The 11,710-nt window shown below is 62.2% G+C and carries 14 protein-coding genes; 2 read left to right on the top strand and 12 right to left on the bottom strand.

Going from position 1 to position 11,710, the window contains the following annotated elements; translation table 11 throughout:
* Positions 1–8: 8 nt before the first annotated feature.
* The 5 genes from B9Z47_RS13020 to B9Z47_RS13000 are packed head-to-tail and all read right to left on the bottom strand — an operon-like array spanning position 9 to position 3,691.
* Positions 9–791: an enoyl-CoA hydratase/isomerase family protein gene (locus B9Z47_RS13020; protein ID WP_108331669.1), complete on the bottom strand. Its 783-nt coding sequence runs from the start codon at positions 789–791 to the stop codon at positions 9–11.
* Positions 788–1,327, bottom strand: coding sequence for a DinB family protein (locus B9Z47_RS13015; RefSeq protein WP_108331668.1), 540 nt, complete (start codon positions 1,325–1,327; stop codon positions 788–790). Before B9Z47_RS13015 ends, B9Z47_RS13020 begins: the two co-directional genes overlap by 4 nt.
* Positions 1,315–1,722: a PIN domain-containing protein gene (locus B9Z47_RS13010; protein ID WP_108331667.1), complete on the bottom strand. Its 408-nt coding sequence runs from the start codon at positions 1,720–1,722 to the stop codon at positions 1,315–1,317. Before B9Z47_RS13010 ends, B9Z47_RS13015 begins: the two co-directional genes overlap by 13 nt.
* Positions 1,719–2,039 carry a type II toxin-antitoxin system VapB family antitoxin gene (locus tag B9Z47_RS13005; RefSeq protein WP_108331666.1) on the bottom strand — a complete coding sequence of 107 codons (321 nt, stop codon included), beginning with the start codon at positions 2,037–2,039 and terminating at the stop codon, positions 1,719–1,721. Before B9Z47_RS13005 ends, B9Z47_RS13010 begins: the two co-directional genes overlap by 4 nt.
* 44 nt (positions 2,040–2,083) lie before the next feature.
* Positions 2,084–3,691, bottom strand: coding sequence for a carboxyl transferase domain-containing protein (locus B9Z47_RS13000; RefSeq protein ID WP_108331665.1), 1,608 nt, complete (start codon positions 3,689–3,691; stop codon positions 2,084–2,086).
* A 133-nt stretch (positions 3,692–3,824) separates the two neighbouring features.
* Between B9Z47_RS13000 and B9Z47_RS12995 the strand changes: the two genes are divergently transcribed.
* Positions 3,825–4,868 carry an AraC family transcriptional regulator gene (locus tag B9Z47_RS12995; RefSeq protein WP_108331664.1) on the top strand — a complete coding sequence of 348 codons (1,044 nt, stop codon included), beginning with the start codon at positions 3,825–3,827 and terminating at the stop codon, positions 4,866–4,868.
* 21 nt (positions 4,869–4,889) lie between these two features.
* Here the strand turns inward: B9Z47_RS12995 and B9Z47_RS12990 are convergent, their stop codons facing one another.
* The gene (locus tag B9Z47_RS12990; protein ID WP_108331765.1) at positions 4,890–5,537 is read right to left on the bottom strand and encodes an HAD family phosphatase; all 648 of its coding nucleotides are present in this window, start codon (positions 5,535–5,537) and stop codon (positions 4,890–4,892) included.
* 68 nt (positions 5,538–5,605) lie between these two features.
* Here B9Z47_RS12990 and B9Z47_RS12985 point away from each other — a divergent pair, with 68 nt between their 5' ends.
* A complete protein-coding gene (locus B9Z47_RS12985) occupies positions 5,606–6,022 on the top strand; it encodes a VOC family protein (RefSeq protein ID WP_108331764.1) in 417 nt (138 codons plus the stop codon).
* Here the strand turns inward: B9Z47_RS12985 and B9Z47_RS12980 are convergent.
* From B9Z47_RS12980 to B9Z47_RS12955, 6 genes are all read right to left on the bottom strand, one after another.
* Positions 5,998–6,390: a YchJ family protein gene (locus B9Z47_RS12980; RefSeq protein WP_108331663.1), complete on the bottom strand. Its 393-nt coding sequence runs from the start codon at positions 6,388–6,390 to the stop codon at positions 5,998–6,000. The two genes, B9Z47_RS12985 and B9Z47_RS12980, sit on opposite strands and share 25 nt — an antisense overlap.
* 115 nt (positions 6,391–6,505) lie before the next feature.
* A complete protein-coding gene (locus B9Z47_RS12975) occupies positions 6,506–6,937 on the bottom strand; it encodes a rhodanese-like domain-containing protein (RefSeq protein WP_108331662.1) in 432 nt (143 codons plus the stop codon).
* 36 nt (positions 6,938–6,973) lie between these two features.
* Positions 6,974–8,437 carry a TrkH family potassium uptake protein gene (locus B9Z47_RS12970; RefSeq protein WP_108331661.1) on the bottom strand — a complete coding sequence of 488 codons (1,464 nt, stop codon included), beginning with the start codon at positions 8,435–8,437 and terminating at the stop codon, positions 6,974–6,976.
* Positions 8,437–9,828, bottom strand: a complete 1,392-nt coding sequence (gene trkA, locus B9Z47_RS12965) for a Trk system potassium transporter TrkA (protein WP_108331660.1) — start codon at positions 9,826–9,828, stop codon at positions 8,437–8,439. Before trkA ends, B9Z47_RS12970 begins: the two co-directional genes overlap by 1 nt.
* Positions 9,829–9,877: 49 nt before the next feature.
* On the bottom strand, positions 9,878–11,005 hold the full coding sequence (locus B9Z47_RS12960; protein ID WP_108331659.1) for an acyl-CoA dehydrogenase family protein: 1,128 nt from the start codon (positions 11,003–11,005) through the stop codon (positions 9,878–9,880).
* A gap of 20 nt (positions 11,006–11,025) precedes the next feature.
* The gene (locus tag B9Z47_RS12955; protein ID WP_108331658.1) at positions 11,026–11,703 is read right to left on the bottom strand and encodes an SDR family oxidoreductase; all 678 of its coding nucleotides are present in this window, start codon (positions 11,701–11,703) and stop codon (positions 11,026–11,028) included.
* Positions 11,704–11,710 lie beyond the last annotated feature (7 nt).

Raw genomic sequence — 11,710 nt, 5'->3', positions numbered from 1 at the left:
TTTTTTCCTTAGCCCAACCAATTAGGTTTGCGTTTTTGCAAGAAAGACTGCACGCCTTCTTTGCCCTCTACACTTGAACGGATGTCGGCGATACCCGCCACCGTCTGCGCCACCAACGCGTCGTTGATCTCGCGTTCGGCCACGTCCTGCACCAGCTTCTTGCAGGCACGCACAGCGTGGGGGCTAGCGTTCACCAGCGCTTGCGTCAACTCGGCCACTTTCGCGTCCAACGCATCGGCGCTGACCACCTCGTGCACCAGGCCAATGCGGTGCGCCTCGGCCGCGCCAAAGCGCTCGGCCGTCAAAAAGTAGCGGTGCGCTGCGCGTGCGCCCATGGCGCGGATCACATAGGGGCTGATGGTCGCCGGAATCAGGCCCAGCTTGACTTCGCTCAGGCAGTAATTCGCTGCATCCACACTCACCGCCATGTCGCACGCCGCCACCAAACCCATGCCACCCGCATACACATCGCCCTGCACGCGGGCGATGGTCGGCTGAGGGCACTCGTAGATGGCGCGCAGCATGGCAGCCAGCTCGCCCGCATCGGCCAGGTTCTCGGCCCGGGTGTAGTCGGCCATGCGGCGCATCCAGTTGAGGTCTGCGCCTGCGCAAAAAGCCGGGCCCTCGGCGGCCAACACCACGCAGCGCACGGCGCTGTCTTGAGCCACCGCCAGAAAAGCGTTTTTCAGCTCGGCAATGACCTCGTCGTTGAAGGCGTTGCGCACATCGGGGCGCGACAGCGTGATGGTTTGCACGCCACCTTGGGTGGAGATGTTCAGGGCTTTGCTCATGCTTGGGGGGCCTGTTCTGTCTGAAGGAAATACACCATGTCCAGCTCCGGGCAAGGCTGGCCCATGGCGGTCAGGGCCGCCGTGATCTGGCCACGGTGGTGGGTGGCGTGGTTGAACACATGCGCCAGCGTGGCGGCAAATGGCAAATGGGCAGACGTACCGCGCATGGTGGTGTAGCTCAGTTGGCCATCAAAACGCTCGACAGGCCAGGTGCCAATCAGTTGCACCCAGTTAACTGCACCGCCTTTGAGCGCCTGCGCCAAGCGTTCACGGTCAGGCTCGATTTCGGCATCCAGGGCCAACACCGGTAACACGCCTCTGGCAAAACGCGGATACCACAGCATGTGCTCGCCAACGAGCAAGTGGTTGAGCGTTCCATGGAGGCTTTTGAAAAACAGGCCTACATCGCGCCGGTAGTCGGTCTCGGGCAAGACCGCCACCGCGTCCAACAAACGGCCCGTGGCCCAGCGGTTGTAGCGGGCCAGTTGCAAAAAGTGGACATGCCAGGGGCTGGATGACGTGCTCAGTGTGGCCATGTATCCAGCCCTCCCAAGGTTTTGAGTGATTCAAAATCTGCGTCGCGGTGCAGCAGCGTGTGGCCGTGGGTCATGCAGTAACTGGCCAGCAGCACGTCGATGGGGCTGTGCACGGTGCGGCCAGATTGGCGCAACCGTTGATAGAGTGTGGCCGCCTGCAGGGCGTTGTCGAGGCCACCAATTTCCACCACCTCCAAGTCCAGCAGGAGGTCCCGCGCCCGGGCCTGGGCACTGGCTGTGGAGAAGCCTCGTACCACTTCAAAAATAACCAGATCGGCTACGCCAATGTCGGGCGGCCCATCTTCCCCTGTGAGCCAGCGCTTTAACTGTTGGGTCTGTGGGTTGATCGTGCCTCGAAAGTGATCGATCAGTACGCTGGCGTCCAGCAAAATCATGTTGACTTGCCTTTCCCACGCCGCTTGGCTTCAGCGCCTGCTTGGGGTTTTCGAACTTCAACGGCGGGTTTGACCGCATAAGTTGCAACAGGTTCTTGCACGGTCTCTGCAAGTTGCCGCTCTTCGCGCGCCTTGGCCCAGGCTTCGTCGGAGTCGTCCCAAAACAAAGTGCCACGCGCGGCCAACAACGCTGCATAAGCCTTCTTGCGCTTGAGCAGTCGCAAGCCCTCTTCGACCGCTTCCCTCTTTGTCTTGAAATCCCCCGAAGCCATGACGTCGGCCATGAGCTTGTCGTCGATCACGATGTTGGTGCGCATTTGGAAACCTTCTGAATGTGTATGATTTTACAAAACCATACACATCACATGCGGAAAAGTCCAAATTTCGTCTCGGGAATCGGGGCATTCAGCGAAGCGCTCAGGCCCAGCGCCAGCACACGACGCGTGTCGGCCGGGTCGATCACGCCGTCGTCCCAGATGCGGGCGGTGGCGTAATAAGGGTGGCCCTGATCTTCGTATTGCTGCTTGATCGGCGCTTTGAAAGCTTCTTCTTCTTCCATGCTCCACTGGCCGCCCTTGCCTTCAATGCCGTCGCGCTTGACCGTGGCCAAGACGCTGGCCGCCTGCTCGCCGCCCATGACGCTGATGCGTGCGTTGGGCCACATCCACAAGAAGCGGGGGCTGTAGGCGCGGCCGCACATGCCGTAGTTGCCCGCGCCAAAGCTGCCGCCAATGATGATGGTGAACTTGGGCACAGCGGCCGTGGCCACGGCCGTGACCATCTTCGCGCCGTTGCGGGCAATGCCTTCGTTTTCGTATTTGCGGCCGACCATGAAGCCCGTGATGTTTTGCAAGAAGACCAGCGGGATCTTGCGCTGACAGCACAACTCGATGAAGTGCGCCCCCTTCAAAGCCGACTCGCTGAACAAGATGCCGTTGTTGGCGATGATGCCCACCGGCATGCCTTCGATGCGGGCAAAGCCGCAAATCAAGGTGGTGCCAAAGCGCGATTTGAATTCGTCGAACTCGGAGCCATCGACGATGCGGGCGATGATTTCGCGCACATCAAAAGGTTTGCGAGTGTCGGTCGGGATCACGCCATACAGCTCTTGCGCGTCGAACTGGGGTGGCACGGGCGCGTGCGTGGCGATGTTCGGGGCCTTTTGCGCATTCAAATTGTTGACGGCCTGACGGGCCAATGCCAACGCGTGCACATCGTTTTGCGCCAGATGATCGGCCACACCGGAGAGACGGGTGTGCACGTCGCCACCGCCCAAATCTTCGGCGGTAACCACTTCGCCCGTGGCGGCCTTGACCAAGGGCGGGCCACCCAAAAAGATGGTGCCCTGGTTCTTGACAATGATCGTCTCGTCGCTCATGGCGGGCACATAAGCGCCGCCTGCTGTGCAACTGCCCATGACCACCGCGATCTGGGCAATGCCCAAAGCACTCATGTTGGCCTGGTTGAAGAAGATGCGGCCAAAGTGGTCGCGGTCGGGGAAGACCTCGTCTTGGTTGGGCAAGTTGGCACCGCCCGAGTCCACCAGATAAATGCAGGGCAGGCGGTTTTGCTGTGCGATCTCTTGGGCACGCAAATGCTTTTTCACCGTCATCGGGTAATAGGTGCCGCCCTTCACCGTGGCGTCGTTGCAGACGATCATGCAGTCCACCCCGCTCACGCGGCCAATGCCCACGATCACGCCCGCGCTGGGCGCGTCGTTGTTGTACATGTTGAGCGCAGCCAGCGGTGCAACTTCGAGGAAAGGCGTGCCGGGGTCGAGCAGCATTTGCACGCGGTCACGCGGCAGCAGCTTGCCCCGGGCGGTGTGCTTGGCGCGGGGGCCTTCGCCACCGCCTTGGGCCACGCGCTCCAGGTGGATGCGCAGGTCATCGACCAAGCCACGCATGGCGGAGGCGTTGGACTGAAAATCAGCTGAACGCGGGTTCAGTTGGGAGTGCAAAACAGTCATGTGTCTTCCTTGGCTGTGGCCCGTCGGACCCGGTCCTAGGGCGCATCGAATGTGCAATGCCTGCCAGCTTAGGCCCGTTTGCGTGTCTTGTGGCGTCAATTGGGTTGCAAATCGTGCCACAATTTCAAGCCACATGGACCATGCACTGCCCGCCCCGTTTCACCCGCCCCTCACCGGTCGTGCCGAGACGCCAATGGCTTTTGTCAAAGCCATTGTGCAGGCCTACACCCAGCGCGACATGGACCCCATGCCTGCCCTGACCGAGGCACAAATTGCGCCAAACTTACTGAACCGAGACGATGCCCGCATCACCGCGCTGCAAATGGAGTGGCTGTCGGCCACCGCCATGCGCGAGCTGGACGATGAGGCTTTGGGCTGGTTCAGCCGTCGCCTGCCTTGGGGCAGCTACGGCATGCTGGTGCGTGCCTCACTGACCGCACCCACCTTGGGCGTCGCGCTGCAGCGTTGGTGCCGCCACCACGGCCTGCTGACCGACGACATTCACCTGCAAGTCAGTACCGAATCCGGCGTGGCGCATTTGCAGCTGCAAGAGCACCGGCCTCTGGGTGCACTGCAGGAATTTGCCGTGGTGTCGGTACTGCGCAATGCATTGGGCGTGGCGTGCTGGCTGACCGACTCGCGCATTCCGCTGCTGCGAACCAGCTTGCGCTTTGCCCCACCGTCCCACGCGGACAGTTACCGCGTACTGTTTGACGGCCCCACGCAATTCAACGGCCCAGCGCACAGCCTGCAGTTCGACGCGGGTTACCTGAGCCTGCCGGTGCGCCGCGACGAGGCCGCCCTGCAACGCATGCTGCAACGCGCCTTGTTGCTCACGGTACGCCCCTACCGGCGCGATCGCCTGCTGGTGGAAAAGGTACGCCAGACCCTGGCCGAACACCCCGAGCACAGCCGCAACGCCGACGACCTGGCCGCTTGGCTGAACCTCTCGGCGCGCACCCTGCACCGCCAACTCAAAGAAGAAGGGGCCAGCCTGCAGCAACTCAAAGACGCGGTACGACGCGACCTGGCCATGGACCTGCTGCTGCGCACGCAACGCCCGATCAAACAGATCACCACCGAGGTGGGTTTTCAGAACGAGAAAAGTTTCATGCGGGCGTTCAAAGGCTGGACGGGGCAAACGCCTGAGGAGTTCAGGCTGGCCAGGTTGCCGTGAAAAACGCCCGTCAATCCGGGCTCAAGCCAGACGTAGCGCGTGCATGCCGGTGAACACCCGGTGCGCCCCAGCCTGCAACAGCGGCGCATGCTCGGCGGGCGGCGCGGCATAGGCCCACACGGTGGCTCCTGCGGCCACGCCCGCCGTGATGCCCACCGTGGTGTCTTCCACCACCAGACAGCGCGCCGGGTCGATCTGCAGGTGCGCGGCTGCGGCCAGGTACACATCGGGGTGCGGCTTGCTGCGCGGCATCTCATGCCCACTGAAAATCCGGCCTTCAAAAAAATCCATCAGCCCCACTTGCCTGAGCATCATTTCGACCTTGAAGCGGTCGGCACCGGAGGCCACGGCAATGCGGCCCTGACAGTGGTCGTGCAGGTGCGCCACCGCTTCGTGCACGCCGTCGATGGCGGTGATGCTTTGCGTCAAGCGCTCATTGCGCCGGGCAAAAAACTGTTCCAGCCAAGCGTCGGTCAACGGCACGCCTGTGTGCGCTTCAATGGTGTCACGCTGACTTTTGACCGTGTGGCCTACAAAGCGCTGCATGCACTCGGCCAGCGTCATGCGCCAGCCCTGCTCTTCGAACATGTCGCGCAGCACGCCGCAGGTGATGGCTTCGCTGTCCACCAGCACGCCGTCGCAGTCAAACAAAATGGCTTCAAAGTTCATGCCAATGATCATAAAGCCATCGCTTCAAGGCAAACTACGACCTCAAATTGACCACCAAAGCGCTCACCATGCCCAACCTGCTTCGCATCCACCACGCCGCCATCATTTGTTCAGATTACGAACGGTCCAAACACTTTTACACCCAAGTGCTGGGCCTGAAGGTACTGGCTGAAAACTTCAGAGCTGAACGTGCGTCCTGGAAGCTGGACATGGTGTTGCCGGATGGCGCTCAAGTCGAGCTGTTTTCTTTCAAAGGCGCGCCACCTCGCCCAAGCTACCCTGAAGCGCGAGGTCTACGCCACCTGGCGTTTGCCGTCGAAAGCGTCACCGCTTGGGTGCAACACCTGCTTGCCCAAAACATCGCCGTCGAAGACATCCGCACCGATGAATACACAGGACAGCGCTTTGTATTTTTTGCCGACCCCGACGGACTGCCGCTCGAGCTGTACGAAGTGCCCCATCACAGGACATCGCCATCCACATAAAACCAACGCCCCTCCTCGCGCACAAAGCGGCTGCGTTCGTGCTGGCGCACGGCCTTACCGCCAACGCGAAAGCGGGCCACAAATTCGACCTCTGCCGTGTCAGCGCCCGTGACGCGGTGCTGTTTGATGTCCAGCCCCAGCCATCTGGCCCCGGCTTCGAGCGTCAGTTCGACAGGCCGGTGGCTGCTGTGCCAAGTGGCGAGCAAATACGGCACGTTGCCCAGCACGAAGGCGCTGTAACGCGAGCGCATCAGGCGCTCGGCATCGGACGCGGCCAGGCCGTCGTGCAGAGGGCCACAGCAGTCAGCCAGACTCAGGGCTTGGCCTTTAGGGGTGGTGCGGCCACAGGGGCAGGGGGTCAAATTCATGGATTTGGTTTGTCGGCAGCTTCAGGCAGGGCTGTAGGTCACTGGCTGTGGCCCCGACATGCTGGACCCGCCCAGTTCGTCGAGGCTGAAGCCTCCGATCTACAGGAAAACAGCATCAATGCCCTTTGCGCGAGGCGCTTTCGGCCTTGTGCTGCTCCAGCGTGACGGTGGGAGCGGCGGCTTTTTTCCAGGCAGCAAAACCGCCGTCAATGTGGGCCACGTTGGTCATGCCCATGTCTTGCAGGGTTTTGGTGGCCAGGGCGCTGCGCCAGCCTGCGCCGCAAAACAGGATGAACTGTTTGCTTTCGTCGGCGAACACGGGCTTGAAGTAGGGCGAAGCCGGGTCCACCCAGAATTCGAGCATGCCCCGGGGCGCGAGCAAGGCGCCCGGCAAGGTGCCCTCGCGTTCCAGCTCGCGCGGGTCGCGGATGTCCACGATCTGGACTTGGGGGTCGCTCAAGCGGGCGCGGACGTCATCCACGCTGTGCGTGGTGACCTGGGCCATGGCCTCGTCCACGAGGGCTTGGAATCCTTTGGTGATGGGCATGTGTGTCTCCTCGTGTCAACGGCAAAAGAGCCGGGTTTATTTACGCCAGAAGTGTGAACTGAACAGCACCAGCACCGACAACAATTCAAGTCGGCCCAGCAGCATGGCAAACGTCAACACGCCCAGCTGAAACGGGCTCAGACCACCGAAGTTGCCCGACGGCCCCACCTCGCCCAGCCCGGGGCCAATGTTGTTGACGGTGGCGATCACCGCCGAGAACGCGGTGACGATGTCCATGCCGCTGAGCAAGAGCAACATGCTCAGGCCCATGGTGGCGGCACCATAAATCAGCATGAAGCCCAGCACCGCCGTCATGACCGACATGGGCAACACGCCGCCGCCCAAGGTGACCGGGTTGACCACACGCGGATGGATGATGCGCACCAGCTCGCGCCGGGCCTGCTTGATCAACAAAATCATGCGCACCATCTTGATGCCGCCGCCCGTGGAGCCCGCGCACGACACGAAGCAGCCCAGAAACATCAGCATGACCGGTGCAAAAACAGGCCACAGGGCGTAATCGGTGGCGGCATAGCCGGTGGTGGTGGCCAGCGACACCACATGGAAAGCGCTGGCACGCAAAGCCTGCGGCACATCGGTGTACACACCATGGGCCAGCAACAAGGCGGAGAGCAGCAGGGTGGACAAGACCAGCACCGCGAAATAGGTGCGGATTTCATGGTCACCGGTCACGGGCTTGAGCGACAGGCTGCGCAGCACCACGAAGTAGCGCACAAAACTGATGCCCGCCAGCGTCATGAACACGATGGCCACCATTTCGATGAGGGGCGAATTGAAGTGCGCAAAGCTGGCGTCATGCGAAGAAAAACCACCCAGGCCCATGGTGGTGCACATGTGCATGAAGGCATCGGCCCAGCTCATGCCGGCCCAGCGGTAGGCCAGCCAACACGCGCCCGAAAACAAGAAGTAAACGCCCCAAAGGCCCCGCGCCGTCTCGGCGATGCGAGGGGTGAACTTGGTGTCTTTCATGGGGCCGGGGGTCTCGGCCTTGTACAGCTGCACACCGCCCAGCCCCAGCAAAGGCAGCACCGCCACCACCAGCAGCATGATGCCCAGGCCACCGATCAGCTGCAAAAAGCAGCGCCAGATGTTGACCGACACCGGCAAATGGTCCAGCCCCGACAAGGCCGTGGCCCCGGTGGCGGTGAGCGCACTCATGGCTTCAAAGTAGGCCTTGAACCAGGTGATCTCGGGCACCAGAAACATGAGCGGCAAGGCCGAATAGGCGGGCAACACCAGCCACACCAGGTTGACCAGCAAGAAGCCGTCCTTGGCCAGCAGTTCGCGCCGATGGCGCTGGGTGATGGCCGCCAACAGCAAACCGCTAACGGCCGTCAGACCGAAACCCGCCAGCCAGATCCACTGCAGGTCGCGGTGGTCTTCAAACCAGGCCCAGATGCCGGGCACCAGAAAGGTGACCGAAAACGCGAGCAGGATGCGCGCCATCAGCGACAGCACGGGGAAAAAGGTCTTGAGCATCAGCCGAAAAAGGTCGCGCTGACCTGGAACAGTTTTTCCACCGCACGCACATCGCGCTTGTTGGGGATGAACAGAATGATGTGGTCGTCGGCCTCGATCAGGGTGTCGTGGTGCGGCATGAGCACCTCGGACTTTTTACCCTCGCCCCGGACAATGGCACCCATGCTCACGCCCGGGGGCAGCTTGATTTCCTCAACGCGTCGCCCGACCAGCTTGGAGGTTTTGAGGTCGCCGCGCGCAATGCCCTCCAGCGCTTCGGCCGCGCCCCGGCGCAAGCTGTGTACCGCCGCCACATCACCCCGGCGCAAATGCGCCAACAGCTCGCCGATCACGGTTTGCGCGGGCGAGATCGCGATGTCGATCGTGCTGCCCTGCATCATGTCAGCGTAAGCGCGGCGGTTGATCAGGGCCATGACGCGGCGCGCGCCCATGCGCTTGGCCAACATGGCGGACATGATGTTGTCTTCGTCGTCGCTGGTCAGCGCCAGAAACAGGTCCATCTCGCCCACGTTTTCTTCGTGCAGCAAGTCTTCGTCGGCACCGTCGCCGTTGAGGATGAGTGTGCTCGAGGGCAGCTGGCTGGCCAGGTATTCACAGCGCTTTTTGTCCCGCTCGATCAGCTTCACGTCGTACTGGTTGGCCAGAATGCGCGCCAGGCGCAAGCCCACTTTGCCGCCCCCAGCCAGCATCAGGCGTTGCACGGGTTTGTCGGTTTTGTGGATACCCGCCAGCACGATGCGGATCTTGCGTGTGTCGGCCAGCACAAAGACCTCGTCGCCGGGCAGGATGCGCGTCTCGGGCGCGGCGTCGACCTGGGCGTCTTGGCGGTACAGGGCCACCACGCGCATCTGGGCATCGGGCAAACGGTCACGGAACTCGGCAATGGTGTGGTTCACCAGCAGGCTATCGACCGCGGCGCGCACCACGATCAGGCTGACCCGGCCCTCGGCAAATTCAAGCACCTGCAAGGCCTCGGGATACTGTATGAGTTGCTCGATGTAACGGGTGACCGACTCTTCCGGGCAGATCACATGGTCCACCGCGAAACCCGATTTGCCCAGCAGTTCATCGCCTTCATTGAACTCGGGCGAACGCAGCCGGGCGATGGTGGTGGGCACGTTGAACAGGTCGTGGGCAATCTTGCAGACCACCAGATTCGATTCGTCTGCCGCGGCGCAGGCGATCAGCATGTCGGCATCCTTGGCACCCGCCTCTTGCAGCACCGAAGGCTGGATGCCATTGCCCACCACGCCGCGCAGGTCCAGGCGCTCTTCCAGCAAGCGCAGGCGTGCCGGGTCCTGGTCAATGACGGTGATGTCGTTTTGCTCGGAGACCAGGCTTTCAGCGACGCTTTCGCCCACGCGGCCCGCGCCCAGGATGATGATATTCATAAGCCGAAATCATACGTGAGCGGCCGGGGGCAACCGCCCGGTCACCACATCAAAGTGCGCGCTGGATGATGATTTTCTGCACGTCGCTGGTGCCTTCGTAAATCTGGCACACGCGCACATCGCGGTAGATGCGCTCGACCGGGAAGTCGCTCACATAACCGTAGCCGCCCAGGGTCTGGATGGCGGCCGAGCAAACTGTTTCGGCCACCTCGCTGGCAAACAGCTTGGCCATGGCGGCCTCTTTGAGGCAAGGGCGTCCCGCGTCGCGCAGGCTGGCCGCGTGCCAAATCAGCTGGCGCGCGGCTTCAAGCTGCGTGGCGCAGTCGGCCAGGCGGAAACCCACGGCCTGGTGGTTGAAGATGGGGGTGCCAAAGCTTTCGCGCTGCTTGGCGTAGTCAATCGCCACTTCGAGCGCACTGCGGGCCATGCCGAGACTCTGCGCGGCGATGCCGATGCGCCCGCCTTCGAGACCGCCTAGGGCAATGCCATAGCCCTCGCCTTCTTTGCCAATCAGGTTCTCAGCCGGGATGCGGCAGTTGTCGAAGTTGATCTGTGCGGTGTCGCTGCTGTGCTGGCCCAGCTTGTCCTCCAGGCGCGCCACCACATAGCCCGGGGCGTTGGTCGGCACGAGGAAAGCGCTCATGCCTTTTTTGCCTGCGCCCTTGTCGGTCACGGCGATGACGATGGCCACGTCCCCGTTCTTGCCACTGGTGATGAACTGTTTGACCCCGTTGATGACGTAGCTGTCGCCGTCTTTCACCGCCGTCGTGCGCAACGACGAAGCATCGCTGCCCACATGCGGCTCGGTCAGGCAGAACGCGCCCAGCATCTCGCCACGCGCAAGAGGTTCGAGCCACTGCTTCTTTTGCTGTGCGTTGCCAAACTTCATCAAGATGGCGTTCACGGGACAATTGGTCACACTGATGACGGTGCTGGTGCCGCCGTCACCGGCCGCGATTTCTTCGAGCACCAGCGCCAGCGTCACGTAGTCCAGGCCCGCCCCGCCCAGTTCTTCGGGCACACAAATGCCATACGCACCCAGCTCGGCCAGGCCCTTGTGCACACCTTTGGGAAAGTGGTGCTTTTTGTCCCACTCCGCGGCGCGGGGCCAGAGTTCGCGTTGTGCAAAGTCGCGCACGGCGTCGCGGATCATTTCCTGGTCGGGGGTCAGCAGCATGTCTGTCTTTCTTTATCGGGTCACCACGGCAGGCTCTGGCCGTCGTGGTTCAAAAATGCACCCCGGTGTTTCGGGTCGCGATGTTCAAGGATGTGGTTCAGCGTTTGGCGCAGGCTGCTTGCGCTTTGCTCGGGCGTGAGGGGGGCTTGCGCGCCGCCCATGTCGGTCTGCACCCAACCGGGGTGGATGGCCAGCACGGTCACGTCGGGCTGCTCGGCTTGCGTGCAGCGCACCACCATGTTGAGCGCCGCCTTGCTCACGCGGTAAAGCGCGGCATTGCCACTGGTGGTTTCGTGCATGCTGCCCATGATGGAGCTGATGCAAGCGATCACGCCTTGCGTTTCTTGCACCATGGGCGCGATCTGGGGAATGACCTGCATCGCGCCCATCACATTGGCGTGCATCACGGCGTCAAAGCTGTCGCGGGTGGGCGGGGTGCTGGCATTGTTGCGGTCCATCGCGCCCGCCACGTAAATGGCCAGGTCGATTTTTTCGCCATCGAGCTGCCAGGACAGGCCCGAGTTGCTGGCCGGGTTGGCCACGTCAAGGCGCAGGGTTTGTGCGCCCAGGGCTTTGAGCCGGGCCAAGCCATCGTCAGAGCGGGCGGTGGCGATCACGCGCCAGCCGTCGGCCAGGTATTGGCGGGCCAATTCAAAGCCGATGCCGCGGGATGCGCCGATGAGGAGGACGGTGGTCATGAGGCAT

Source organism: Limnohabitans sp. 2KL-1 (genome assembly GCF_003063435.1).
Classification (GTDB): domain Bacteria; phylum Pseudomonadota; class Gammaproteobacteria; order Burkholderiales; family Burkholderiaceae_C; genus Limnohabitans_A.
Note: the sequence above shows the minus strand (reverse complement) of the source record. Positions and strands in the feature narration are given on the sequence as shown.